The sequence below is a fragment of the Caulobacter sp. GW821-FHT10A10 genome (assembly GCF_059415745.1).
In genome coordinates, this window is sequence record NZ_JBWKNV010000006.1 from 25,264 (window position 1) to 51,079 (window position 25,816).

General features: G+C 69.2%; 20 protein-coding genes, 1 tRNA gene and 2 pseudogenes. 6 read left to right on the forward strand and 17 right to left on the reverse strand.

The window, feature by feature from the left end; all coding sequences use genetic code 11:
• Positions 1 to 2: 2 nt before the first annotated feature.
• The 5 genes and pseudogenes from AC07NS_RS16620 to rplK all read right to left on the reverse strand — a co-directional run.
• Positions 3 to 1,242: pseudogene (locus AC07NS_RS16620) on the reverse strand (TIGR03862 family flavoprotein); the annotation flags it as partial.
• Positions 1,223 to 1,618, reverse strand: a complete 396-nt coding sequence (locus AC07NS_RS16625) for a type II toxin-antitoxin system VapC family toxin (RefSeq protein WP_494604983.1) — start codon at positions 1,616 to 1,618, stop codon at positions 1,223 to 1,225. The gene AC07NS_RS16625 and the pseudogene AC07NS_RS16620, both read right to left, overlap by 20 nt.
• The gene (locus AC07NS_RS16630) at positions 1,618 to 1,857 is read right to left on the reverse strand and encodes a type II toxin-antitoxin system VapB family antitoxin (RefSeq protein ID WP_494604985.1); all 240 of its coding nucleotides are present in this window, start codon (positions 1,855 to 1,857) and stop codon (positions 1,618 to 1,620) included. Before AC07NS_RS16630 ends, AC07NS_RS16625 begins: the two co-directional genes overlap by 1 nt.
• A 139-nt stretch (positions 1,858 to 1,996) precedes the next feature.
• Positions 1,997 to 2,686 carry a 50S ribosomal protein L1 gene (rplA, locus tag AC07NS_RS16635; protein WP_110117857.1) on the reverse strand — a complete coding sequence of 230 codons (690 nt, stop codon included), beginning with the start codon at positions 2,684 to 2,686 and terminating at the stop codon, positions 1,997 to 1,999.
• Positions 2,687 to 2,690: 4 nt separating this feature from the next.
• Complete coding sequence (gene rplK, locus AC07NS_RS16640; protein ID WP_010918527.1) at positions 2,691 to 3,122, reverse strand: 50S ribosomal protein L11; 432 nt, start codon at positions 3,120 to 3,122, stop codon at positions 2,691 to 2,693.
• A gap of 519 nt (positions 3,123 to 3,641) precedes the next feature.
• On the opposite strand from rplK, the gene AC07NS_RS16645 reads away from it, so the two are divergent.
• Positions 3,642 to 6,497, forward strand: coding sequence for a TonB-dependent receptor domain-containing protein (locus AC07NS_RS16645; RefSeq protein WP_494604987.1), 2,856 nt, complete (start codon positions 3,642 to 3,644; stop codon positions 6,495 to 6,497).
• Positions 6,498 to 6,589: 92 nt separating this feature from the next.
• Here AC07NS_RS16645 and AC07NS_RS16650 read toward each other — a convergent pair whose 3' ends face one another.
• The 5 genes from AC07NS_RS16650 to AC07NS_RS16670 form a co-directional block, all read right to left on the reverse strand.
• Entirely contained in the window at positions 6,590 to 7,585 is a 996-nt protein-coding gene (locus AC07NS_RS16650) for a hypothetical protein (protein WP_494604989.1), read from the reverse strand.
• Positions 7,586 to 7,706: 121 nt separating this feature from the next.
• Positions 7,707 to 8,264, reverse strand: coding sequence for a transcription termination/antitermination protein NusG (nusG, locus tag AC07NS_RS16655; RefSeq protein ID WP_110117861.1), 558 nt, complete (start codon positions 8,262 to 8,264; stop codon positions 7,707 to 7,709).
• A 14-nt stretch (positions 8,265 to 8,278) separates the two neighbouring features.
• Positions 8,279 to 8,593 (reverse strand): preprotein translocase subunit SecE, encoded by a 315-nt coding sequence (gene secE, locus AC07NS_RS16660; RefSeq protein WP_110117862.1) that lies wholly within the window; start codon positions 8,591 to 8,593, stop codon positions 8,279 to 8,281.
• Positions 8,594 to 8,656: 63 nt separating this feature from the next.
• Positions 8,657 to 8,732, reverse strand: a tRNA-Trp gene (locus AC07NS_RS16665).
• 473 nt (positions 8,733 to 9,205) lie between these two features.
• Positions 9,206 to 9,583 (reverse strand): hypothetical protein, encoded by a 378-nt coding sequence (locus tag AC07NS_RS16670; protein ID WP_494604991.1) that lies wholly within the window; start codon positions 9,581 to 9,583, stop codon positions 9,206 to 9,208.
• Between the two features lie 204 nt (positions 9,584 to 9,787).
• Here AC07NS_RS16670 and AC07NS_RS16675 point away from each other — a divergent pair.
• Positions 9,788 to 10,719, forward strand: a pseudogene (locus tag AC07NS_RS16675) (ferredoxin--NADP reductase).
• 77 nt (positions 10,720 to 10,796) lie between these two features.
• On the opposite strand, the gene AC07NS_RS16680 reads toward AC07NS_RS16675, so the two are convergent.
• Positions 10,797 to 12,014, reverse strand: a complete 1,218-nt coding sequence (locus AC07NS_RS16680; RefSeq protein ID WP_494604992.1) for an MFS transporter — start codon at positions 12,012 to 12,014, stop codon at positions 10,797 to 10,799.
• Between the two features lie 92 nt (positions 12,015 to 12,106).
• On the opposite strand from AC07NS_RS16680, the gene AC07NS_RS16685 reads away from it, so the two are divergent.
• From AC07NS_RS16685 to AC07NS_RS16695, 3 genes are all read left to right on the forward strand, one after another.
• Positions 12,107 to 12,901: an AraC family transcriptional regulator gene (locus AC07NS_RS16685; RefSeq protein ID WP_494604994.1), complete on the forward strand. Its 795-nt coding sequence runs from the start codon at positions 12,107 to 12,109 to the stop codon at positions 12,899 to 12,901.
• 34 nt (positions 12,902 to 12,935) lie between these two features.
• Complete coding sequence (locus tag AC07NS_RS16690; protein WP_494604996.1) at positions 12,936 to 14,171, forward strand: molybdopterin molybdotransferase MoeA; 1,236 nt, start codon at positions 12,936 to 12,938, stop codon at positions 14,169 to 14,171.
• A gap of 87 nt (positions 14,172 to 14,258) precedes the next feature.
• Positions 14,259 to 16,133: a polysaccharide biosynthesis protein gene (locus tag AC07NS_RS16695; RefSeq protein ID WP_494604998.1), complete on the forward strand. Its 1,875-nt coding sequence runs from the start codon at positions 14,259 to 14,261 to the stop codon at positions 16,131 to 16,133.
• A 172-nt stretch (positions 16,134 to 16,305) separates the two neighbouring features.
• On the opposite strand, the gene AC07NS_RS16700 is transcribed toward AC07NS_RS16695, so the two are convergent.
• Positions 16,306 to 19,662, reverse strand: coding sequence for an error-prone DNA polymerase (locus AC07NS_RS16700; protein ID WP_494605000.1), 3,357 nt, complete (start codon positions 19,660 to 19,662; stop codon positions 16,306 to 16,308).
• A gap of 153 nt (positions 19,663 to 19,815) precedes the next feature.
• Positions 19,816 to 21,180 (reverse strand): DUF6504 family protein, encoded by a 1,365-nt coding sequence (locus AC07NS_RS16705; protein ID WP_494605746.1) that lies wholly within the window; start codon positions 21,178 to 21,180, stop codon positions 19,816 to 19,818.
• On the opposite strand from AC07NS_RS16705, the gene AC07NS_RS16710 reads away from it, so the two are divergent.
• On the forward strand, positions 21,127 to 21,267 hold the full coding sequence (locus AC07NS_RS16710) for a hypothetical protein (protein WP_494605760.1): 141 nt from the start codon (positions 21,127 to 21,129) through the stop codon (positions 21,265 to 21,267). The two genes, AC07NS_RS16705 and AC07NS_RS16710, sit on opposite strands and share 54 nt — an antisense overlap.
• Before the next feature lie 187 nt (positions 21,268 to 21,454).
• Here AC07NS_RS16710 and AC07NS_RS16715 read toward each other — a convergent pair whose 3' ends face one another.
• From AC07NS_RS16715 to AC07NS_RS16730, 4 genes are all read right to left on the reverse strand, one after another.
• A complete protein-coding gene (locus tag AC07NS_RS16715; RefSeq protein WP_494605002.1) occupies positions 21,455 to 22,231 on the reverse strand; it encodes an ImuA family protein in 777 nt (258 codons plus the stop codon).
• Positions 22,232 to 22,496: 265 nt separating this feature from the next.
• On the reverse strand, positions 22,497 to 24,428 hold the full coding sequence (locus AC07NS_RS16720) for an HWE histidine kinase domain-containing protein (RefSeq protein WP_494605004.1): 1,932 nt from the start codon (positions 24,426 to 24,428) through the stop codon (positions 22,497 to 22,499).
• A gap of 112 nt (positions 24,429 to 24,540) precedes the next feature.
• Entirely contained in the window at positions 24,541 to 25,245 is a 705-nt protein-coding gene (locus tag AC07NS_RS16725; RefSeq protein ID WP_494605006.1) for a 2OG-Fe dioxygenase family protein, read from the reverse strand.
• Positions 25,242 to 25,640, reverse strand: coding sequence for a group III truncated hemoglobin (locus tag AC07NS_RS16730; protein ID WP_494605008.1), 399 nt, complete (start codon positions 25,638 to 25,640; stop codon positions 25,242 to 25,244). Before AC07NS_RS16730 ends, AC07NS_RS16725 begins: the two co-directional genes overlap by 4 nt.
• Positions 25,641 to 25,816: the final 176 nt, after the last annotated feature.

Genomic DNA, 25,816 nt, shown 5'->3' on the forward strand with positions numbered 1-25,816 from the left:
GGCTAGCCCGCGAGCCGCTTCTCCGCCGCCTGTGCGGCCGCGACGCCGGTGGCGAAGCAGGCCTGCAGCAGGTAGCCGCCGGTGGGGGCTTCCCAGTCCAGCATCTCGCCGGCCAGGAAGACGTCGGGCCGCGACAGCAGCGCCAGGCCGTCCAGGCTTTGGAAGGTCACGCCGCCGGCGGCCGAGATCGCCCGCTCCAGCGGTCGAGCGGCCGTCAGTCGGATCGGCGCGGCCTTGATCGCCGCCGCCAGGGCCGCGGGCTGCGACGGCAGGTCCAGGCCATGGGCCTCGCGCAGCAGGTTCACCTCGACCGGCGACAGTTTCAGCGCCTTGCGCAGGTGGTTGGCCAGGGACTGGCCGCCGCGGACGCCGGAGAGGCGCCGCTCCAGGGTTTCGGCCGGCAGGTCGGGGCGAAGATCTATGGTCAGCACCGCCGCGCCGTCGCGGGCGATCGCCTCGCGCGGAGCGGCCGCCAGGGCGTAGACCGCCCCGCCCTCGATCCCGTAGCCGGCGACCATGGCGTCGCCCCTCGCCTGGCGGCCGTCGCAGGTGAGGCGGACGTTCTTCAGCGGCTCGCCGGCGAAGCGGTCGCGGAAGATATCGCTCCAGGCGACCTCGAATCCGCAATTGGCCGGGGCGAAGGGCGCGACCCGAGCCCCCTGCCCTTCCAACGCCTTCGCCCACGCCGCGTCGGAGCCGAGCTTGGGCCAGCTGGCGCCGCCCAGGGCCAGGATCGTGGCGCGCGGCCGCCAGGCTTCGTGGCCGTCCGGACCATCGATCAGCAGGGCGCCGTCTTCGCTCCAGCCCGCCCAGGTCGACCGGGTTCGCAGAGAGACGCCCAGACTCTCCAGTCGGGCCAGCCAGGCGCGCAGCAGCGGCGAGGCCTTCATCGCCTTGGGGAACACACGCCCGCTGGCGCCGACGAAGGTCTCCTGGCCGAGGTCCCTGGCCCAGGCGACGAGATCGGCCGGGGTGAACACCTCCAGCATCGGCCGCAGCGTCGCCTCGCGATCGCCGTAGCGGGCGACGAAGCGTTCGAAGTCTTCCGAATGGGTCAGGTTCAGCCCGCCGCGGCCGGCCATCAGGAACTTGCGCCCGAAGGTCGGCATCTTCTCGAACACCACGACCGAGCGGCCGGCCCGCGCCAGACGCTGGGCGGCGATCAGCCCGGCAGGGCCGCCGCCGACCACGGCGACGTCGATGATCCTGGTAGCGTCAGACGTCACGCGGCCTCGATGTCGGTCAGGGAAAAGTCGCCGCCCTTGTAGAGCAGCGGCACGCCATGAACCTTGGCGCAGGCGTAGGCAAAGCAGTCGCCCATGTTCAGCCGGGCCGGATGCACGCCCTTGCCGAAGCAGGCGTGGGCTTCGAGAGCCAGGACACCTTCAGCCGCGCCGATCTCGACGATACGTACATTCAGGCTCGCCTGAAAGCTGAACAGCCGCGCGCTGGCTTCGCTCACCCCGTCCTCGGTTTCCCGCACGAGGGCGCGGACCGTTTCCCAGTTGGCGATCGAAGACGTCAGGATGGTGTCGGCGGCGACCAAGGCCGTGACCAGCCGATCCCGTTCCGGCTCATTCAGCGAGACGGCCGTCCAGGCCGAGGCGTCGACGAACATCAGTCGCCGTTGATCATGTCGAAGAACGCCTTGTCCGCCTTGAGGCCCGTCCGAGGCACGGCATCGAACTCAGCCAGGATGGCTTCGACCTTCGCGAGCTTTTCCGCCTGCGCCTTCTCGCGCGCGGCCAAGGCTTCCGAAGCGGCCAGCTTCACGGCCTCGGTGATGCCCACGTGCGCCTTCTCGGCCAACTGGCGAACCAGGGCGTCGGTCTCGGGGTCGCGGATATGAAAGGCCATGGATCACCTCCGTCTAGCCTGAAGATAACATCGGCTAGCCGACCTCACAACGAACCCCAACGAACCAAGACCCCAAACGCAAGACGGGCGCTGGATCGCTCCAGCGCCCGTCTCCGAAGTCAAAAGCTTCGATCGGCCGTTAGGCGGTGATCGAGGCGATGTCGACCTTCACGCCCGGACCCATCGTCGAGGACAGGCCGACCTTCTTGACGAACACGCCCTTGGCGCCCGACGGCTTGGCCTTGTTCAGGGCGTCGATCAGAGCCTTGACGTTGACCAGCAGGGCTTCGTCGGTGAACGAGGCCTTGCCGATGCCGGCGTGAACGATACCGGCCTTTTCGACGCGGAACTCAACGGCGCCGCCCTTGGCGTCCTTCACGGCTTGGCCGACGTTCGGGGTCACGGTGCCGACCTTCGGGTTCGGCATCAGGCCGCGCGGGCCCAGCACCTTACCGAGACGACCCACCAGGGCCATCATGTCCGGGGTCGCGATGACGCGATCGAAGTCCATGAAGCCGTTCTGGATCTTTTCGACCAGGTCTTCGGCGCCAACCACTTCGGCGCCGGCCGCGGTGGCTTCGGCGGCCTTGGCGTCCTTGGCGAAGACGGCGACGCGGACGTCACGGCCGGTGCCCGACGGCAGCTGAACGACGCCACGGACCTGCTGGTCGGCGTGACGCGGATCGACGCCGAGGTTCACCGAGATTTCGATGGTCTCGTCGAACTTGGCCTTGGCGTTGGCCTTGACCAGGGCGATGGCGTCGGCGACGGCCAGGGTGGCGTCACGGTCGCCGGTCCAGGCCTTGATGCGCTTGGGTTGCTTAGCCATTGGATTAGGCCTCCACGATCTTCAGGCCCATGGCCTTGGCGGAGCCTTCGATGATCTTGGCGGCAGCCTCGAGATCGTTGGCGTTCAGGTCCTTCATCTTCTTCTCGGCGATTTCGCGCAGTTGGGTGCGCGTCACTTCGCCGACGGTCTCACGACCGGTCAGCTTCGCGCCGGACTTCAGGCCGGTGATCTGCTTCAGGTAGTGGGTCGCCGGAGGCGTCTTGGTGATGAAGGTGAACGACTTGTCTTGGTAGACAGTGATCACGGTCGGCAGGGGGGTGCCCTTTTCGACGTTCTCGGTGCGCGCGTTGAACTCCTTACAGAAGCCCATGATGTTGACGCCGCGCTGACCCAGAGCCGGGCCGATGGGGGGCGAAGGCGTGGCCGAGCCAGCCTTCACCTGGAGCTTGATGTAGCCCAGGATCTTCTTAGCCATACTATCCTCTCATGAAGGCCGGAGCCCTCGCTGGTGAGCCGTGGTGCGGGCTTGGCGGCCCTTCCACGGATTTGGTTTCCTCGAATTCGCGTGAATGAAGCCATTCGAGCGAATAACGACGAACACGCCCCGGGACAGGGTCCTGGAGCGAGGCGGCGCATGTAGCAGGCGCGTCGAACGGAGTCCAGCGCGGCGGCCGGTATACGATCGCCCACGCCCTGTTGCCGCCATGCCACGCCGGTTTCGGCCACGCCGCGGCCCCAATTCAACCTGAGCGACCCGCGAATAAACAAGAACGACACTACATCGTCACAAATTCATCAATTCATGCCGATAACGGCGCAATGCGAGCACACCCGTTCTTCGCACAACGATATCGGGCAACATATTCGCCCCATTCCATGAATTTCCGCCGAAATTCAGAAAAGAAACGACGCCATTCGTCTCCGGTATCGCGAACCTTGTTTCGCAGAACGCCGTCATCGCGACAAGCGATTTGGCGAATACTGGGGACTATGAATGGCTAGAAATACCTATCTTCTGAGCGCGTCGGCGCTCGTCATCGCCGTGACGGCCGCGCCGATCCTGGCGCAGGCCCAGACGAACGACGAGCCGGCCGCCGTCGAGGAAGTCGTCGTCACCGGTTCGCGCATCGCGCGCCGCGACTACGTCTCCAACAGCCCGATCATGACCATGGATCAGGCCGCGATCGAAAAGACCGGCTCGGTCACGGTCGACACCCTGCTCAACCAGATGCCCCAGTTCGTGCCGTCGGTGTCGTCGACCTCGAACAACCCGTCGAACGGCGGCCAGGCCAACATCGACCTGCGCGGCCTGGGCACCGCCCGCACCATGGTGCTGATCGACGGCCACCGCGTCGTTCCGTCGAACTCGGACGGTACGGTCGACGTCAACATCGTCCCCTCGGCCCTGATCCAGAACATCGAAGTGATCTCGGGCGGCGCCTCGGCGACCTACGGCTCGGACGCCATGGCCGGCGTCGTCAACTTCAAGCTCAACAACAAGTTCGAAGGCCTGATGGTCGACGGCCAGTACGGCCTGACCCAGCGCGGCGACGGCAAGGAAGGCTCGCTGGCGATCACCGGCGGCACCAAGTTCGCCGACGGCCGCGGCCACGTGACCGCCTCGTTCGGCTATTCGAAGCGCGGCTCGGTCTACAACGCCGCCCGCGACTTCTCGAAGGTCAGCGGCCTGTCGAGCACCACGCCCTACGGCACCTACGTCGTCGACGCCACCAACGCGCCGTCGCAAAGCGCCATCGACTCGGTGTTCTCGCAGTACGGCGTTTCCAGCGGCACGGTGGCCGCCTCGAACGCGCGCTACGGCTTCAACAACGACGGTACGCTGTTCACCAACGGGATCAACTACACCGGCTCGACCGCGATCGACTATTCGACGCTGACGTCCAGCAACTCGTACAACACCGGCGCGCTGAACCTGCTGCAGCTGCCGATGACGCGCTACTCGTTCTACACGGCCGGCACCTTCGACCTGACCGATCACGCCGAGCTGTACGGGTCGCTCAACTACAGCCACTACAAGTCGCGCACCGTGCTGGCCCCGGCCCCGGGCACCGGCTTCAGCGTGCCGGTGACCAACCCCTTCATCAGCGACGACCTGGCCACCCTGCTGGCCAGCCGCGCCGATCCGGACGCCGACTTCACCCTGAACAAGCGCTTCACCGACGTGGGCGCGCGGATCTCCAACACCACCTTCGACGTCGTCCAGGCGGCAGGCGGCGTGCGCGGCGACACCGGCTTCAAGGACTGGACCTATGACGTCTACGCGTCGTTCGGCCGTTCCAAGCAGAAGGAAGTCCAGTCGGGCAACGTCAGCCGCACGGCCGTCGAGACCCTGCTCGACGCGGCCGACGGCGGCGCCAGCCTCTGCGAAGGCGGCTACGACCCGTTCGGCAACAACACGATCTCGGACGAGTGCAAGACCTACATCTCGCGCACGACCCGCAACACCACGATCGCCGACCAGGCGATGCTGGAAGCCAACTTCAGCGGCGGCCTCTTCGATCTGCCGGCCGGTGAGCTGCGCGGCGCCTTCGGGGCCGACTACAAGTACGACAGCTACAAGTACAACCCCGACGCCCTGCTGCTGAGCGGCGACGTCGTCGGCTTCAACGCCGCCGGCTCGGTCGACGCCTCGACCCACGTGTCGGAAGTCTACGGCGAACTGCTGGTGCCGGTCCTGAAGGACCTGCCGCTGATCAAGGCCCTGAACCTCGACCTCGGCTACCGCTACTCGAACTACGCCACGGTCGGCGGCGTCTCGGCCTACAAGGTCGACGGCGACTGGGAGCTGGTCGACGGCTTCCGCCTGCGCGGCGGCTACCAGCGCGCCGTCCGGGCCCCGAGCCTGGGCGAGCTCTACTCGCCGCAGAACCAGGGCTTCTACTCGCTGAGCGAAGACCCCTGCGACGTCAGCAGCACCTACCGCACCGACAGCGCCACGGCGGCCACCGTCCGCAGCGTCTGCCTGGCGCAGGGCCTGCCCAGCTCGATCATCGACAGCTACACCTACAGCAACACCCAGATCGAAGGCACCAGCGGCGGCAACCCCGACCTGACCGAGGAAACCGCCGACACCTACAACTTCGGCTTCGTTTGGACCCCGCGCTTCGAGAACCCGCTGTTCGAGAAGTTCTCGGTCTCGGTCGACTACTATTCGATCGACGTGAAGGACGCGATCGGCACCATCGACGTCTCGACGGCGCTGGAGAAGTGCTACACGGGCGGCAGCAGCAGCGCCTACTACTGCAATCTGTTCACCCGCTCGAGCACGACCGGCGAGATCACCAACGTCACGCTGACGGCGCTGAACCTGGGCGAATACAAGACCTCGGGCGTCGACTTCCAGCTCGACTGGGGCTTCGGCCTCGGCGCGGTCGGCCTCGACGACAGCCTGGGCTCGATCAAGGTCAACGTGGTCGGCAACTACCTGGAGAGCTTCAAGATCCAGAGCCTGCCGGGCGAGGACTTCGTCGACCTGAAGGGCACGATCGGCAACACCCAGATCAGCGGCACCGCCGTCTCGCACCCGGAATGGAAGTACGCCACGTCGGTGGACTACGCCTTCGGTCCGTTCTCGGTGGGCGCGCGCTGGCGGCACATCGGCGACATGGTCGACGCCTACTATCCGGACGAGAAGATCGGCGCCGTCGACTACTTCGACCTGAACGGCAGCTGGGCGATCAACGACACCTATTCGCTGCGCGGCGGGGTCACCAACCTCACCGACAAGCAGCCGCCCTACTTCTCTTCCTACGTCCAGGCCAACACCGATCCGTCGACCTACGACGTGCTCGGCCGCCGCTTCTACGTGGGCTTCAAGGCGAAGTTCTAAGCCTCGCCTGATCTAGGCTGAACTGGGGGCGGATCTCTTCGGGGATCCGCCCTTTTCTTTGGCGGCGTAGCGGCGCCCCGGGCGAGGCCGCGTTAGGCCTCCTGCAGGGCCAGGATCTGGATCCGGTCCTCGGCGGCGATGGCCAGCCGCCTCCCACCGGGATCCCAGGCCATGGGCGGCGGGACCGAGGCGCTCAGGCAACCGTCCCAGAGACCGCTGAGGATTCCGGGCCAACGCTCGAGCACGCGCCCCGTGGGCACGTGGATCAGCTTCGGACACTCGTACAGCGACAGCACGTGATCGGCGTCGATCGCCAGGAGCCTGCCCGCAGGCTCGCCAAACGGAGCAACGCTGTCCCAGGTTTCCGAGGCGAACCGGTAGACCCCGATCTCGCCAGGACGAAGCCGCAGCCCGGAAAGGTCGTCGTCGAAAGATTCTGCGTGCGGCGCGGAGGCCAGCACCGCCCGCTCCCCATCGACGAAGACGGCCGAGGCGATCTCGGCGCAATCGGCCAGACCGTGCGTCCGGTCCAGGCGGAAGGGATCGGCCAGGCTTTCCGCCAGCGGATAGAACGACACGCCCAGATAAGGGTGCCACATCCAGCCCGCACTCAACAGCCAGGCGCCGTCAGGGCTGGCGGCGAGGCCGGAATGAAAGACGTCCAGGGCTTGGGAAGCATCGCCCCGCCCTGTCAGTCTCTCGCCGGTTTCGACCAGTTCGATCTCGATCCTGTTGTAGTCGTCCGGACAATGGGCGAGCACCTCTCGCCCGTCGGCGAGACGGAACAGCGCGATGGGATAGTCGTAGACCTCGGCGTGATAGAAGCTGCGGTTGATCTCGCGGATCACCCGCTCGTCTCGCAGGACGACGCCCTTCGTGCCCCGCCGCTCGTAGATGACGGCGTATCTTCCGTCCGTCGACTGAACCAGGGAATCGAAACGGTAGGCATATCGCACCTGGGCCGGCGCGAAGGATCCGTCGAGGCCGTAGACAGCGCCGCCGCCGACCCTGTCGACCAGGACGTCTCCTCGCCAAGTCAGGGAGGTCACCTCTGAAGCGGGCAGCTCCAGATAACGAAAGGACGGCATCGGAACCCCCATTCCTGCCTTCACCGATCGGCTGGCTATGCCGCCGCCCACCTGCGCAGACAACAAAAAACCCCGCGTCGGCCGACGCAGGGTTCTTCGTTTGGCGCTGATCCGAAAGGGATCAGGCGATCTTTTCGACCTGGCTGTATTCCAGCTCGACCGGGGTGGCGCGGCCGAAGATCGAGACGGTGACCCGCAGGCGGGCCTTCTCTTCGTCGACCTGCTCGACCGAGCCGTTGAAGCTGGCGAACGGGCCGTCGATGACGCGGACGTTCTCGCCGACTTCGTACAGCACGACGGTCTTCGGCTTCTCGACGCCCTCTTCGATGGCGCCGACGATGCGCTGGACTTCCTTTTCGGAGACCGGCGTCGGCTTGGAGCCGCTGCCCAGGAAGCCCGTGACCTTCGGGGTGTTCTTGATCAGGTGGTAGGCTTCGTCCGAGAGGTTCATCTTCACCAGGACGTAGCCCGGGAAGAACTTGCGCTCGGCGTTGACCTTGCGGCCACGGCGGATCTCGACGACGTCCTCGGTGGGCACCAGGATCTCGGAGAAGCTGTCTTCCAGGCCCTGGGCCTTGGCTTGCTCACGGATGCTCTCGGCCACCTTCTTCTCGAAGTTCGAGTAGGCGTGGACGATGTACCACTTGTGGTTCGGGTTCGAGGCGGTTTCGGTGCTCATGGTCTTCTTATGACTTATCCGGCCGCGAACTTCAGCAGCAGATTGGCGCCGGCCCCGAGGAGCCAGTCGACCAGGAGGAAGAACAGCGAGGCGACGATCACCATGATGAAGACCATCACCGAGGTGATCCAGGTCTCCTTGCGGGTCGTCCAGGTGATCTTGCGGGCCTCGGCGCGCACTTCACGGAAGAACTGCACCGGGTTGAAGGGCTTCTTGGGCGCCGCGGCGGCGGCGGCGGACGGAGCCTGACCGGCAGGGGCCAGCGCCGCAGCCGTACGGGCGGCGCGGTTCTTGATCGCTGACGGGCTGGATCCCGGTTTCCTGGCCATGGTTTCAGAGGCTCGCGTATCTGACAGGCCGGACCGAACGCCGGGCCGGCCGATGACATATAGTGGCAGGAGTGGAGGGACTCGAACCCCCGGCCCTCGGTTTTGGAGACCGATGCTCTACCAGCTGAGCTACACTCCTGCAGAAACTCCGGTCCTTGAAGTACCGGACCGCAGCCTTGGCGACGGTTCGGCCGGAGGGCCGCGAGCGGCGCCGCCGACGCTTCCCAGCGCCAGAGCGGCGTCGTGTAGCAGGGTCGTTTGCGCCGGGCAAGCGGATCAGGTCGCGTCAACCGCGCGTTATTGCGGAAGTCCCGGGTCCGACGGCGCCTTTTCACAGGTTTCTTGGCCCGGACGCCCCTGTGACGCGCCAATGACGCGCCCGAGAAAGGATCCGCGATGGCTGAAAACCCCGGCGAACGCCCCTCGAACCGTGAGGTCGAGCATGAGAATCAGCGACCGAATCCCGGTGGCGACGGCAAGCCTCCCCGTCCGGCCACGGAACCCGTGGGCGCCGAGGACAGTGTGACCACGCCGAAGACGCGCACGGATCCAGGCTCCGGCGAAGGCTGAAGCGCAACCCCGCCGGAGCCGAACCTGTGGGTCGGCTTTTCGTCAGCCGGCCTTCTTGGCCTCCGCCTCGCCCGCGGCGCTCGGCAGGGCCGCGGCGCATTGGACGTTCAGATAGGACCATTTGACGTCGGTCAGCTCACGACCGCATTCGGTGTTCTTGCCTTGGTCACGTCCGCGCAGCGAAACGCCGACCCCCTTTCCGGGATCCGGCGCCGGACTGGCGCTGGAGACGTCGTAATAGCCGCCGTTGGGGCCGCGCACGACGAGGCACTTGGTGTTTTCGACCGGCCGCACGCAGCCGCTCGCCGTCACCGACTTGCCTTCCAGAGTGACTTGCTGAGCCTTGGCGGCCTTGGTTTGGGCGCCGCCTTCACAACCCGCTACGCCTAACGCTAACAGACTGGCCGCCGCGGCGGCCATAACGAACCTCACCCGCATACGTTCCTCCGTATCGTTGGCTCCGCGAACGAAGCAAAAGGAACTCTGCGCCCCGTTTCGGCGACCGGCAATCACATTTTTGACACAGTCTGAAAAAGCGAACGGCGCTATTTTGAGCGGTTCGTAGAATTTTTTCTCAAAGCGGCTTCAGACAGCAAAAGTTGACATCCGCTCTCAACTTCTCACATGAGACGCAGGTCGCCTTCAGGGCCGGAGCGACGCCCGACTTTTCTTATGCGCGCTGCTGTTATTCAGACGCGCGAACAGGATCGAAACCACAGACCATGACGGCCGAGACCGCCACCGCCGCCCCTGCTCCCGCCAAGGAGTCCCCGCACAACCTCGAGACCGTTCTCTGGGTCAAGCACTGGACCGATCGGCTGTTCAGCTTCGCCATCACCCGCCCGGCCAGCTTCCGCTTCCGTTCGGGCGAGTTCGTGATGATCGGCCTGCCCGCTCGCGAAGAGCTGGGCGAGAAGAAGCCGATCCTGCGCGCCTATTCGATCGGCTCGCCCTCGTTCGCCGAGGAGCTGGAGTTCTTCTCGATCAAGGTGCCGGACGGCCCGCTGACCTCGCGCCTGCAGCAGATCAAGGCCGGCGACCAGGTCCTGCTCGGCAAGAAGCCGACCGGCACCCTGGTGCTGGACGCGGTGAAGCCCGGCAAGCGCCTGTTCCTGTTCGGCACCGGCACGGGCCTGGCGCCCTGGCTGTCAGTCGCCCGCGATCCGGACGCCTACAGCCGCTTCGAGAAGGTGATCGTCGCCCACGGCGTGCGCGAAGTTCAGGAACTGGCCTATCGCGACCTCTTCACCAGCGAGATCCACGACGATCCGCTGGTCGGCGACGAGGCCAAGGCCCAGCTCGTCTACTATCCGACCGTCACCCGCGAGCCGTTCGAGCGCCAGGGCCGGTTCACCGACCTGATCGAGAGCGGCAAGCTGTTCAGCGACCTGGGCCTGGAAGGCGGCAAGTTCGATCCCGAGCACGACCGCGCCATGCTGTGCGGCTCGATGGCCATGATCAAGGACACCGCCGCCCTGCTGGAGGCCCACGGCCTGGTCGAGGGCTCCAACGCCGAGCCGGGCGACTTCGTCATCGAGCGCGCCTTCGTCGGCTGACGATCGCAAGTTCCCGACAGTGAAAAGGCCAGCCTCGCGGCTGGCCTTTTTGATTCTGCGGTTCTTGAATTTGGGCTTCAGCGCCTGCGCGTGTTCGGCAGGAAGGCGGCCAGCAGGCCCAGGACCGGCAGGACGGCGCAGAGCTTGTAGACCGTCTCGACGCCCTTCCAGTCGGCCACCTCGCCCAGCACCGCAGCCCCCAGGCCGCCCATGCCGAACGAGAAGCCGAAGAACAGGCCCGAGATCATGCCGATGCGGCCGGGGGCCAGTTCCTGGGCCAGGACGACGATGGCCGGGAAGGCCGAGGCCAGCAGCAGGCCGATGATCACCACCAGCGGCCCGGTCCAGAACAGGCTGGCGTAGGGCAAGGCCAGGGTGAAGGGCAGCACGCCCAGGATCGAGATCCAGATCACCGCCTTGCGGCCGAAGCGGTCGCCCACCGGTCCGCCGGCGATCGTGCCCACCGCCACCGCCGCCAGGAAGGCGAAGAGGTGCATCTGGGCGGCGCCGACCGACAGCTGGAAACGCTCGATCAGGTAGAAGGTGAAGTAGCTGGTCAGGCTGGCCATGTAGACGTACTTCGAAAAGATCAGCGCCAGCAGGATGGCGATGCCCTTGGCCGCCGCGCCCTTGGGCAAGTCGATCGCGACCTTGCGGCCGCTGCCGGCGGCCAGGCGCGCCAGGCCGTGGTGACGGGCCCAGACGGCGACGTTCCACAGCACCGCCCCCGACAGCAGGGCCAGCAGGGCGAAGACGCCCAGGCTGGACTGGCCCCAGCGCACCACGACCAGGGCCGCGGCCAGCGGACCCAGGGCCTGGCCGGCGTTGCCGCCGACCTGGAACAGCGACTGGGCCAGGCCCGGCCGCTCGCCCGCCGCCATCCGCGCCACCCGCGAGGATTCCGGGTGGAACACCGACGAGCCGACGCCCAGCAGGCACGCGCCCACCAGAACCAGCCCGTAGACGTGGGCGATCGACAGCACCACCAGCCCCGACAGCGAGAACAGGGTCCCGGCCGGCAGCACCATCGGATTGTGGCGGCGGTCGGCGTAGAGCCCGACCAGCGGCTGCAGGATCGAGGCGGTGATCTGGTAGGCCAGGGTGACGAGGCCGATCTCGCCGAAGCTGAGGTGCAGGTCGGTCTTGAGGTTGGGATAGATGGCCGGCAGCAGCGACTGCATCATGTCGTTGAGCAAGTGGCAGCCGCTCACCGCCAGGATCACGCCGAACACGGTGGTCTGGGCCCTGTTGGCGGCTGGTTCTGCGACGGCGGATCGGATCGCTGTATCGGTCATTGAAGCTCTTCCCGTGAAGGTTCGACCGCGATAGGACCTGCGAAGGCGTCCCGCATTCCGCAACGGGACTTTCACTTTCGCGAGTGGGACAAATGGCCAAGCCCTGGATCCATCCCGCCGACTACGACCACGCGCTGCGGCCGGTGGTCGCCACCGGCAACGAGTATCCGCCCTCGTTCGAGCTGGACTGGCACCAGCACGGGCGCGGCCAGCTGCTCTACGCCGCCGCCGGCGTGGCCGTGGTCAGCACGCCGCACGGCGCCTGGATCGCGCCGCCGGAGCGCGCGGTCTGGACCCCGGCGGGCACGCCGCATTCGGTACGGATGGTCGGGGCGGTCAGCACCCGCAGCGTGCTGCTGGATGATCGGGCCTCGGCGGTGCTGGGCGATCGCGGACGGGTGATCGGCGTCGCGCCGCTGCTGCGCCACCTGCTGATCGCCGCCTGCGACATCGCCGTCGACTATGACGAGGCCGGCCGCGACGGGATGGTCATGGACCTGCTTTTGGCCGAGCTGGCGCGAGCGCCGGTGATCCCGCTGGCCGTGCCCTTCCCCGCCGCTCCGGCCCTGGCCAAGCGCTGCCACGCCTTCCTGGAACGCCCAACGCCGCACGAGACCATCGACGACTGGTGCGGCGAGCTGGGCCTCGGGCGCCGGGCCTTCACCCGCGCCTTCCGCCGCGAGACCGGCATGAGCTTCGGCGCCTGGCGACAGCAGGCCCTGCTGTTGGCCGCCCTGCCCCGCTTGGCGGCCGGCGAGCCGGTGACGACTATCGCGCTCGACCTCGGCTACGACAGTCCGGCCGCCTTCTCGACCATGTTCAAGCGCTTGCTGGGCATTCCGCCCAATCGCTACAAGCCGGGCGTGTCGGCTCCAGGTTTCGATTGACCGGGGCGGCGCCGTGCGACAGCCATGCGGCGCGATGGACAAAGACCGACGATCCGTGAGCCAAGCCCTGAAGAACCTGACCGTCGAGGAAGCCCGCGGCCGCATGCTGGACGGCGCTGCGCGCCTGGGCGTCGAGACCGTGGCCCTGCCCGACGCGATCGGCCGGGTGCTTGCGGCGCAGATCGTCGCCGACCGCCATCAGCCGCCCTTCGACGCCTCGGCCATGGACGGCTGGGCGATCCGCCGGGCCGATTACGGCGTCATCGACGCCTTCGCGATCGTCGGCGAAAGCGCCGCCGGCCGCGCCTACGCGACGGCTCTGGAAGCTGGCCAGGCGGTTCGGATCTTCACCGGCGCGCCCGTGCCGGCCGGCGCCGACCTCGTGGTCATCCAGGAAGAGGCGACGCGCGAGGGCGACATCGTGCGCTTCGCGGCCGCAAATGATCCCAAGTCCAACATCCGGCCGGCCGGTGGCGACTTCCGCTCCGGCGACCGGCTGCTGGAGGCCGGGGCGCGGATCGATCCCTGGCGGCTCTCGCTGGCCGCCGCCGCCGGACGCGACCGTCTGGAGGTCGCCCGCCGGCCGAAGGTGGCGATCCTGGCCACCGGCGACGAACTGGTCCCCCCCGGCGGCGCGCCCGCTCCCGACCAGATCTTCGAGTCCGGCTCGTTCAGCCTGGCGGCGCTGATCACCGCCTGGGGCGGCGAAGCAGTGAAGCTGGCCCCCGCCGCCGATTCCGCCGACGCGATCGCCGAGGCCGTGCGCGGCGCGGCCGTCGACCTGGTGGTGACCATCGGCGGCGCCTCGGTGGGCGACTACGACCTGGTCAAGCCGGCGATGGCGCAACTGGGCCTGGACCTGCGGGTGCAGACCATCGCCGTGCGTCCGGGCAAGCCGACCTGGTTCGGCTTTCTCGCCGATGGCCGGCGGGTGCTGGGCCTGCCGGGCAATCCGGCCTCGGCCCTGGTCTGCGCCGAGCTGTTCCTGCGGCCGCTGCTGGCGGCTCTGACCGGCGCCGACGCCGCCCTCCCCTTCACGCACGCCCGCCTGACCGCGCCCCTGCCCGCCAACGGACCACGCGAACACTGGATGCGGGCCGCCCGCGCCGTCGACGCCGAGGGCCGGCTGGTGGTCACGCCCTTCCCCGACCAGGACTCGTCGCTGGTCGGCGTCTTCGCCCAGGCCGACGCCCTGCTGAGGCGACCGGCGGGAGCCCCGGCGGCCTTGGCTGGCGACCTGGTGACCGTCCTGCCGCTCGCCCGCGCCTGAATCGACCCGGAATCGGCGACGAGGCGCGATGAGCGTGCTAAGCCGCACAGGTTGAACAGTTCCGACGCGTAGGGAGTTCGGGCATCGATGGGTCGCGCCGGCAAGATCGCAGCGCACGTGTTCCTGGCCTTCCTGGCCCTGCTGACCGGACAGATCCTGGCCGCGGGCCTCGACACTGACCGGCCCGGCCTGCTGGCCCATGCCGGCCTCTACGCCCTTTCGGCGCTGCTGGTGGAGCTGCTGTTTCAGCTAGAGCGCTCGCCCTGGCGCTTCGTGGCCGCCGCCGACTACCTGAGGATCGCCCGCTCGTCGGCGCTGACGGCCCTGACCTTCTCGCTGCTGGCGCACATCCTGCTGCCCAAGCTCGACGGCGGCGGCCGCACCATCCTGGCGGCCCTGGTCGTGCAGATCGGCCTGCTGGCCGCCCTGCGCGTCGGACGCCGCGCCCTGCACGACGGCGTGCTGGCCGACGCCCTGCTGCGCCTGCGCCCCGCCCCGGCCTCGCCGGCCCTGCCCCGCCTGCTGATCGTCGGCCAGGCGGCCGAGGCCGAAGCCTTCCTGCGCGCGCCCGACGGCCTGGCCCAGCGCTACGCCGTGGTCGGGGTGCTGACCCCCGAGGCCCGCGAGACCGGCGACGAGATCCGCGGGGTCTGCGTGCTGGGCGCGATCGGCCAGTTCGACCGGGTGATGCGCCAGTTGCGCGACGGCGGCCTGTCGCCGGCCGCGGTGCTGTTCCTGGCCGAAGGGCCGCTCAGCGCCTTCGGGGCCGAGCGGCTGGGCCGGCTGAAGAGCGAGGGCGTGCGCCTGCTGCGCCGCCAGGGCGTGGTCGAGATGGGCGATGGGCCCACCAACGCCGCCCTGCGCGAGATCAGCCTGGAGGAACTGCTCAGCCGTCCGCCGGTCCGGCTCGACCCGGCTCCGGTGCAGGCCCTGGTCAGCGGCAGGCGGGTGCTGGTCACCGGCGCCGGCGGCAGCATCGGCTCGGAGCTGTGCCGGCAGATCGCCGCCAGCGGCGCGGCCCACCTGACCCTGGTCGACGCCTCGGAAGCCAACCTCTTCCTGATCGACCGCGAACTGGCCGAGGCCTGGCCGCAGCTGCCGCGCCGCGAGGCCCTGTGCGACGTGCGCGACGAGGGCCGCGTCTCGCGGCTGATGGCGTCCGAACAGCCCGACATCGTCTTCCACGCCGCCGCCCTCAAGCACGTGCCGATGGTCGAGAGCCATCCATGCGAGGGCGTGCGCACCAACGTGCTGGGCACCCGCAACGTGGCCAGCGCGGCCAAGGCGGCCGGCGCGGCCCACTTCGCCCTGATCTCGACCGACAAGGCCGTGGCCCCGGCCAGCGTCATGGGCGCCACCAAGCGCGTGGCCGAAGCCCTGGCCCGCCAGTTCGGCGGCGGCGGCAAGATGCGGGTCGGCGTCGTGCGGTTCGGCAACGTGCTGGGCTCTGCCGGGTCGGTGGTGCCGGTGTTCCGCCACCAGATCGCCCGCGGCGGGCCGGTGACCCTGACCGACGCCGAGGTCGAGCGCTATTTCATGACCATCCCCGAGGCGGTGTCGCTGGTGCTGCGGGCCGTCGCCCAGTCGGCCGCCGAGACCGCCCCGCCGGCCGGGGTGCTGACCCTGGAGATGGGCGAGCCGGTGAAGATCATCGACCTGGCGCGCCGGATGATCGAGCTGCAGGGCCTGGTCCCCGACAAGGACATCGAGATCCGCATCACCGGCCTGCGTCCCGGCGAGAAGCTCACCGAGGCCCTGGTCGACGTCAACGAGACCGCCGCGCCGAAAACCGACGGCGTGATCGAGGCCACGCCCCTGGTCCCGCCGCCGCGCATCGAGGATGCGGTGCTGGCGAGCCTGGAAGCCTCCGCCCTGGCCGGCGACGAGTTCGGCGTGCGGACCCAGCTGTTCGCGCTGGTCGAGCGCCTGCGGGCGACGACAGCGGAGACGGCGCCCGTCTGATCCTTCTCCCCTTGCGGCTCGGGCGAGCAAGGCAAGTCACTTCAACATCCGTAAAATCCCCGCGAAAGCGGGGACCCAGGTGTTTTATCGTCGAGCGCCGCAGGTTGCAGAAAAAGCCTGGGTCCCCGCTTTCGCGGGGATTTTACGGGTAGGGGTCGAGCATCTCCCCGCCTCAATGAAAATCCCGGCTTCGCAGCAACCGTCCCGACACCTTCTGCCTCACGCGCGGAGCCGGCGCGCCGGGTTCGTCACGCAGGGTCGAGAGCTCGGCCGACAGGTCGGTGAAGCCTTCGGCGACGATGTGGATGACGCCCTCGGCCGCCTGCACCCGACCGTGCACGACCAGGAAGGAGGCGGTCATCACCACGTTGCGGTCGGCCTCGAAGCGGTCCTTCCAGACGACGGCGTTGGCGACGCCCGTCTCGTCCTCCAGGGTGACGAACACCACGCCCTTGGCCGTACCCGGCCGCTGGCGGATCAAAACGAGGCCGCCGACCGACACCTTCTGGCCGTTGCGGAACTTCGGCAGCTGGTCGGCCGTGACCGCGCCCAGCTTCTGGAGCATCGGCCGGTAGAAGCCGCACGGGTGGGCCTTCAGGGATAGGCTGGTGGTGCGATAGTCCTCGGCCACCTCCTGCGGCTTGCCCATGGCCGGCAGCGACACCTGGTCCTCGAACAGCGGCAGGCCAGCCAGCAGCGGAGCCTGGACCGGCGCCTTGTGCTCACCCTTCAGCCCCTTGACCGCCCACAGCGCGTCGCGGCGCGCCAGACCCGTGGAGGCGAAGGCGTCGGCCTCGGCCAGCAGTTCCAGCGCCCGCTGAGGCACGCCGCCCTGGGCGAACTCCGCCGGCGTGCGGGCGCCTTCGTCGCGAGCCTTCATCAGGGTCAGGACGTCGATTTCCTTCAGCCCCTTGATCTGGCGCAGGCCCAGGCGCAGCGCCTTCCAGCGAGGGCGGGTGTCTTCGTTGGAGATCTTGCGCGGGTCTCGTCGCTCCTCCCCCGAGAAACGGGGGAGGTGGCGCGGTGCGGATACGCACCGTGACGGAGGGGGCGAAGGACGAAGCGCCATGCGCGCCGTCGCCCCCTCCACCGCTTCGCGGTCCCCCTCCCCCGCTGGCGCGGGGGAAGAGCGGGTTTCCAGCGTGCAGTCCCAGTCGCTCATCATCACGTCCGGGGCCCGAACCTCGACTCCATGCTCGCGCGCGTCGCGCACCAGCTGGGACGGCTGGTAGAAGCCCATGGGCTGGGAGTTGATCAGGGCCGCACAGAACACGTCCGGCCAGGCCCATTTGATCCAGGCCGAGACATAGACCAGCTTGGCGAAGCTGGCCGCGTGGCTTTCCGGAAAGCCGTAGTGGCCAAAGCCCTCGATCTGCTTGAAGCAGCGCTCGGCGAAGTCGCGCTGGTAGCCGCGCCGGACCATGCCCTCGACGAACTTCTCGCGGTATTCGGCCGGCGTGCCGAGGTTGCGGAAGGTGGCCATGGCCTTGCGCAGGCCATCGGCCTCGTCGGGCGTGAACTTGGCCGCCTCGATGGCCAGACTCATGGCCTGCTCCTGGAACAGCGGCACGCCGTAGGTGTTGCCCAGGATCTCCTGCAGCTCGTTTTCCGGACCGTGCTCGGGCGACGGATGCGGCCAGTCCACCGGCTCGATGCCGTTCCGCCGCTTCAGGTAGGGATGCACCATGTCGCCCTGGATGGGCCCCGGACGAACGATCGCCACCTCGATGACCAGGTCGTAGAACCGACGTGGCTTCAGACGCGGCAGCATCGACATCTGCGCCCGGCTCTCGACTTGGAAGACGCCGATGCTGTCGGCCACGCACAGCATGTCGTAGACGCCGGCCACCTCCTTGGGCACGTCGGCCAGGTCCGCGATCGGCTCGCCATGATCGGCCCGCAGCATGCCGAAGGCCCGCTGGATCGCCGTCAGCATGCCCAGCGCCAGCACGTCGACCTTCATCAGGCCCAGACTGTCGATGTCGTCCTTGTCCCACTCGATGAAGGTGCGGTCCTTCATGGCGGCGTTGCCGATCGGCACGGTCTCGTCCAGCCGCCGCTTGGTCAGGACGAAGCCGCCGACGTGCTGCGACAGGTGGCGGGGAAAGCCCATCAGCTCGGTGGCCAGGGCCACGGCGCGGGCGATCTCCGGGGCCTTGGGGTCGAGGCCGGCGTTCTTCAGGTGCTCTTCGGGCAGGCCGTCGCCCCAGCTGCCCCAGACCGTGCCGGCCAGCAGGCTGGTGACGTCCTCGGTCAGGCCAAGGGCCTTGCCGACGTCGCGGATGGCGCTGCGCGGGCGGTAATGGATCACCGTGCCGCAGATGGCGGCATATTCCCGGCCATAACGCTCGTAGACGTACTGCATCACCTCCTCGCGCCGCTCGTGCTCGAAGTCGACGTCGATATCGGGCGGCTCGCCGCGGTTCTCGGAGATGAAGCGGGTGAACAGCAGGCGGTGCTCGGTGGGGTCGATGGCCGTCACCCCCAGGCAGTAGCAGACCGAGGAATTGGCCGCCGAGCCGCGCCCCTGGCACAGGATCCCCATCGACCGCGCCTGGCGCACGATGTCGTGCACGGTGATGAAGTAGTTGGGATAGTCCATCTTGGCGATCAGCCGCAGCTCTTCCTTCAGCTGCGCCTCGACCTTCTCGGGCACGCCGCCGGGATAGCGCCAGGCCGCGCCCTGCCAGGTCAGATCGGTCAGGTGCTGCATGGAGGTCTTGCCGGGCGGCACCGGCTCGTCGGGATACTCCTCCTTGAGGTCGTCGAGGTCGAAGCCGATGCGGGCGACGATCTCGACGGTGCGGGCGATCGCCCGGGGCCAGCGCTCGAACAGACGCGCCATCTCGGCCGGGGCCTTGATGTGGCGCTCGGCGTTGGCCTGCAGCCGGAAGCCGGCCTCCTGGATCGTGCAGTGCTCGCGCACGCAGGTGATGACGTCCTGCAGCGGCCGCCGCTCGGGGCCGTGATAGAGCACGTCGTTGGTGGCGACCATCGGCGCGCCCGCCGCCTCGCCCAGGGCGTCGAGACGGGCCAGGCGCTTGAGGTCCTGGGCGGCGTAGGCGCGGCTGGCGGCCAGCCAGACACGGCCCTTCAGGGCGGCGGCGATGCGGGCGAGGTCGGCCTCGAAGGCGGCGTCCAGCTTTTCCGGCGGCACGACCAGCACCAGCTGTCCCTCGGCGTGGGCGACGAAGTCGGCCCAGGACAGGATGCACTCGCCCTTCCCCGCCCGCCGCTGGCCAAGCGTCAGGAGCCGCGTCAGCCGCGCGAAGGCCTCGCGGTCGGAGGGATAGCACAGCAGGCTGGGCGTACCGTCGGCGAAGTCGAGCCGACAACCGGCCAAGGCTCGGACCTTCAGCGTCTTGGCGGCCGTCCAGGCGCGTACGACGCCCGCCAGGCTGTTGCGGTCGACCACGCCGACGGCGGACAGGCCCAAGGCCTCGGCGGTCAGCATCAGCTCCTCGGCGCGGGAGGCCCCGTGCAGGAAGGAGAAGTTGGTGGTGGCCTGGAGTTCGGCGTAGGCGGTCATGGTCAAGACCCTCCCCCTGAAGGGGGAGGTGTCGGCGAAGCCGACGGAGGGGGGAGTAAACTCCCAAACCGGCGAACGTACGGACCTCCGCGACCTCTTCCCCCTCCGGCGCTCCGGGCCACCTCCCCCTTCAGGGGGAGGGTCTGTGGGCTCTCAACCAAACAGGCCATGCAGCCACCATTTCGGCATGTCGCCGTCGCCATAGAGCCCTTGGCGGTAGATCCAGAAGCGGCCGCCGGCCTCGTCCTCCACCCGGTAGTAGTCGCGGATCTTGCCGGGACCCGTGTCGTCGAAGTCGCCGCGCCACCATTCCTGGCCGATGCGTTCGGGGCCTTCGGCGGCGCGCACGCGGTGCGGGCGGCCGCGCCAGGTGAAGCGCAGCGGCGGGTCGTCGGGCAGCTTGGCCATCACCTCGATGGACTCGGGGCGGCGGAAGAGGCGTGTCGGGCGCGGCAGGTCGGGGTTCCACGGCCGGGCGGTCGCCGCCGGGGCCAGGGGCGCGGCGCGGGCCACCGCGCGTTCGGGCACATGGCTTTCCACCGGATCGGGCCGCCAGACCCGGCCCTCGCCCAGACGGTTGACGAGGCGGTCGACGAGCGGGGCCAGGGCCTCGGCCGCGTCGAGCTCGGCGTCGATGCGCGACTGCCCCTGGGCCAGGGCCTCGACGGCGAAGGCGTGGACGGTGATCACGTCGATCCCGAAGCCCGGATCGACCCGGTCGAGCTTGGGCGCGACCAGCTTGGCCAGTCGTTTGGCGTCGCGGCCCGGGCGCGCCAGGCCGACCGGCACGGGAAAGGCCTTGCCGTCCAGGCGGTGGAACACGACCTCGAAGCGCTTGGCCCCGCGCCCCTCGGCCTCCAGCCGCTTGCAGATCAGGGCCAGCACGTCGGCGGCGACGCGCGCCAGGTCTTCGGGCGCGCTGATCGGCTCGAAGAAGGCCAGGCGCGCGAACCACGGGCTGGCCGGACGGCGGAAGACCAGGGCCTCGCCCGCCGCGCCCAAAGCCTGGTCGAGGCGTTGGGTGAAGGCCAGACCGAAGCGCTTGGCCATCTGGGCGCGCGGCAGGCCGTAGAGCTGGCCGACGCGGTGCAGGCCCAGGCGCGGCAGTTGGGCCTGGGCGGCCTCATCGAGACGCAGAGCGGCCACCGGCAGGCGAGCCAGCGCCTCAGCCTGGCCGCCGGGCGGGACCACCGCCTGGTTGCCGCCATAGCGGGCCAGGGCCCAAGCCGCGCCGGCGGTGTCGGCGATCGCGGCGCGGGCCGGCACGCCCCAGCGGACAAGGCGGTCCAACAGGTCGGCCAGCATGGCCCCCTCCCCGCCCCACAGGTGGTCGGTCCCGGTGATGTCGAGCAGCAGGCCGTCGTCGCCGTCGACCGCCACGGCCGGCGAGAAGCGCACGCACCAGTCGCAGAGGCTCTCCAGCGCCCGGCGGTCGGCCTCCGGGTCGTGGTCGGCGGTAATCAGATGCGGAACCAGCGCCAGGGCGTCGGCGGCCTTCTGGCCGGCGGAGAGGCCCAGGGCCAGGGCGGCGTCGTTGACGGCGGCGAGACGGCGGGTTCCGCGTTCGGAGACGAGGAGGGCGAAGGGGGGATCCTGCGGCGGTGAAGGCCCCCTCCGGCCCTCCGGGCCACCTCCCCCAGGGGGGGAGGATCTGAGTTTCGAGACCCTCCCCCCGAAGGGGGAGGTGGGCGCGAAGCGGCCGAAGGGGGAAGTCGTTGCGGAAGCGGGGGCCCCTTCCCCCTCCGTCGCCTTCGGCGACACCTCCCCCTTCGGGGGGAGGATCTGCGCGCCTTCACCCGGCTCTGCGAAGGCGTTCGGGTGGTGTCTCAGCCAGGTCGTGATCGGCCAGTTCGGACACCACACGGAAAGGATGCGGGCCATGGTCGGCCTCCGAATGTTCCAGGATCCACGCTCCCGGGCGTCCGCCCCGGCAGCGCTCCAGCGTCACGCGCCAGGCGGGCGGGCCAAGGCCCAGCCCATCAGGCGGCGCGCGCCCCGGCGCGGAGCCGACGCGCCATCGACTGAAGGCGGCCGAACCGGTCGCCCCCTTGGCCGGTCCGCCATAGGGACGGCGATGCAGGACGAGGCCGAAGCCTCCCGCCCGCTCGCAGGCCAGTTGCAGCCGGCGGCCGGCGACGAGGTCGGGCGCCTCGGCCTCGCCGATGGCGACGGCCACGCCCGGGGTGGCCAGGGCGTCCTCCAGCACCGAAAGCCCCTCGGCCTCGTCGCGGACCCGCACCACCACCAGCCGCTCGACCGGAAAGCCCAGGTTCACGAGGCCCGGCACATAGAGGTCCGAGCGCCGCAGCACCCACACCACCGCCCCCTGCGTCGCTCTGGGCCTCGCCAGCAAAGCCGCGAAGGCCGCCGTGGCCGCGCCGCTCTCGCCCTCCAGGCCTTCGCCGACCACCTCGTGCCAGCCCGCCCTCGGCAGCCCCCCGCCGGGCAGATGGCCGTCGATGCGCGGATCGCCGAACGGCAGGACCGGAGTCGGAGTCCGAGTCCCCGCCTGAATGGCGGCGATCCGACCTCTGAGGGCCTCGATACGCGCCTCGCGCGAGCCAGGCATGGCGACCTCCGTTCCCATTTTGTTCTGATCCGAATGGCCCCCGGAGTCAAGGAGAAGGGATGCGGCGGGATGTCTCTGCGAAGCCCTTCACGCCTCACTTTTCTTCCCGTCATTCCCGCCCTTGTGGCGGGAACCCCGGCGTCCGCTCGCACGTGAGGCGTAAGCGGATCGCCGGCGATCCGACCCATCCGCACCTGCGGCTGAAAGAGGGTTTCCCGCCACAAGGGGCGGGAATGACGGGCGCTTAGATGGGTGAAAAACTGGCCTAGACCGGCTCCACCCGCCGCCCCGCCAGGGCGCTGACCAGGGCCTCGGGCGCGGCCGGCTTGTGCAGCACGGGGCCGTCGTCGAGGCCAGGCTCCTGGTAGCCGGTCAGGTAGACGAAGGGGATGTCCCGTTCGCTGAGGGCCTTAGCCACGGGCGTGACCATGCGGCCGCCGAGATTGACGTCGAGCACGGCCCTGTCGATCAGGCTGTTCTCGATCAGCTCCAGCGCCTCGTCGATGTCGCCGGCCGGGCCGACCACCTGGGCGCCGGCCAGGGCCAGGACGCGGGCCAGCTCCATGGCCACCAGGGCCTCGTCCTCGACCACCAGCACGCGCTGGTCCTGCAGGCCGCCGTCCGGCGCGGGCGACGGGGCGGCGGCGGAACGTTCGAGGCTGGCCGCGCCGGGCAAGGCGCCGCGCGTCAGCTCGAGCCGGCAATGCAGGCCCTCGACCCGCCAGTCGTGCGAGACCTTGGCGCCCAGCTGCTTGCAGGCGTTCTGGATCAGGGTGGAGCCGAAGCCCCGGCGAACCGGCGCGACCGCCGGCGGGCCGCCGGTCTCGCACCAGTCGATAACCAGGACCCCCGCCTCCCAGTCCCAGCGCACCTCCAGGGTCCCGCCGGGCGCCGACAGGGCGCCGTACTTGCTGGCGTTGGTGGCCAGCTCGTGCACGACCAGGCCCAGAGACTGGGCCGCCTCGGCCCGGATCAGCACCGGCGGTCCGGAAAGGACGACGCGGGCCTCGTGCTCGAAGCCGTAGGCTTCCAGCTCCTGCTCCAGCAGGGAGTGCAGGTCGGCGCCGGTCCAGCGGGTGGTCGACAGCAGGCTGTGCGAACGGGCCAGGGAACCGATGCGGCCGCTGAGCGCGGTGACATACTGGCGCTTGTCGACGAAGGGCGTCAGCTGGACCAGCGACTGCACCACCGCCAGCACGTTCTTGGCCCGGTGGTCGACCTCGCGGATCAGCAGGCGCTCGGTCTCCTCGGCTTGACGCAGGGCCGCCTCGCCCCGGGCGCGGGCGCTGGAGGCCCAGATCAGCTCGCCGACGTCGCCGACGAAGGCCACCTCGTCGGCGTTCCAGGTGCGGGCGTGCTCCTGGCAGATGAAGAGGTAGGACACCAGCCGTCCGGCCTTGATCAGCGGCACGGCCACGAAGCCCAGGATGTCGAGCGCGGCGTAGGCCGGCAGGACGGCCGGATCGCGGGTGCGGACATCCTCGCGGATATCGTCGATGACCACCTGCACGCCGGCCCGCAGGTCGTCGCTCATGGCCGGTCCGAAATCGTCGAGCACGAACAGCGGCCCGACCAAGGGCTGCACGCCCTCCCCGCCCCATTCGCCGATGATCTGGGTGGAGACGGCGGCCAGGTCGACCTCGGCGTAGCCGGCCCGCTGCACGCCGAGCTGCGCGGCCAATACCTGGCAGGCGCGGTCGGCGATGGCGGAGACCTGCGTCTCCTCGCGCAGCTGGCGGCCCAGGTCGAGCATCAGGGCCCGGCGGCGCTCGCGCACCAGCAGGCGGGCAAGCTCGGCCTCGGCCTTCTTGCGGGCCGAAATGTCGGTGACCAGCACGTAGTAGCCGAGCACGGCGCCGTCGGGGGCGATGTCGGGCACATACTGCGCCTCGACATGGCGCACGCCCGCCCCGGCATAGGGCAGCTCGCCCTCGAAGGTCAGGCTGCGCCCCTCAAGAGCCGCGTCGACATGGTTGCGCACCCGCTCATAGGCGGTCTCGCCCATCACCTCGACGAGGGAGCGGCCCTCGATGTCGGCGCGGCGCACGCCGAACCAGGTTTCGTAGGCGCGATTGACGAAGCGGTAGCGGCGGTCGGCGCCGACATAGCCGATCAGGATCGGCACCGCGTCGGCCATGGTCGCCGAGAAGGCGTCCCGACGGCCGGAAGCGGACAGCGAATGGGCGTCGTCGGTCATGAAGGGCGGCGCTCGTTTCGCGAAGGAGCGGAGGCTTGCACGCCCTCTCCCCCAGGTGGAGTGAGACAAACGGTCGCGCCCCCCTCAAGCCCGCGCCCGCTCGTCGGACGCCTCAGTCCTCCCGTCGGAAGGTGACCACCAGCACGTCGCGGCGCGCCTCGCGCCCGGCTTCGAGGGGGCTGATCGCCGTCACCCCGTGCAGGACCCTATGGTCGTCGAGAAACACCGCGTCCCCCGGCTCCGTCAGGGTGAAGGAGCCCAGGGCGCGGCCGTCCGGGGCGAAGATGTCGGTGACGCCGCTGGCCACATTGTGGCGCTCCACCAGCATGACGATCACCCAGTCGACGCCGTCGCGGTGCATGCCCTCGGGCGTCGGCTGACCGGCCTCGCCGTCGTGGGCCTCGATGCGGAACTGGTGCAGCTCGACGTGCCAGGCCGTCGGCGGATCGGCGGTCAGGGGGTGAAAGAGGTCGAGGCCGGCCCGGAGCACGGCCGTGGTCACGGGGTGCTCGGCGATGGCCTGGGTCACCGGCTCGAACCACCGCTGCACGCCGCCGTTCAGGGCGTTGTAGTCGCGGCTCTGGTAGTGCGGCTGGTGCGGCTTGCGCGTGATCGCGCCGTCGGCCGAGGCGGCGAAGGCCGCGAACCTGCGGCGGCGATAGCGGCCGCCGTCGGCCATGAAGCCGTCGACGCCCAGGTCGTTCCAGCTGTCGGCGAAGCTTTCCCAGTCCGGCAGGCCGCCCAGCAGGTCGCGGGTCTGCGCGGCCGGGACAATTGCGAAGCCTGCGGCATCGATCTTGTCGGAGAGCGTGCTCACGCCGGGGCTCCCGGACGGAAGAAGAGGCCCAGCTTCAGCGAGCGGGCGATGCGCTCGGCCTTCTCGCCGACGATCGCCGCGCGCGGGGCGTCGAACAGCTCGACGCAGGTGGCGTGGAAGAGATTGAGCCAGGGCGTGAACATCCACTCCTGGAAGCCCTCGATCCGCTGGTGCACCGCCATCGGCGAGCCCTTGTAGCGGCCCGAGCCCTGCAGCACCGTCGCCCAGAAGTTCTTCAGCGTGGCCATGTGGTGGGGCCAGGCGTCCTCGGCGATCTGGCCGTTGAACACCGGCCCGATGCGCGGATGGCGACGAACCTTGGCGTAGAAGGTCTCGACCAGGGCGTCGATCTCGGCGTCGGTGAAGGTCGGCTGGGTGGCTTCGGACTCGGACATGGGGCCTAAATGGTCCCAAGCGGGCGGCCAGCCAAGCTAGGGATGATCACTTAGGGCCATCAGACCCTCAAAAGTCGTCATCCCGGCCGGAGCGCGCAGCACGTAGAGCCGGGACCCAGGGGCCGCCGCAATGCGTCGGCTATCGCTGAATGCGCGGCGTCAACGACCGCATCCAG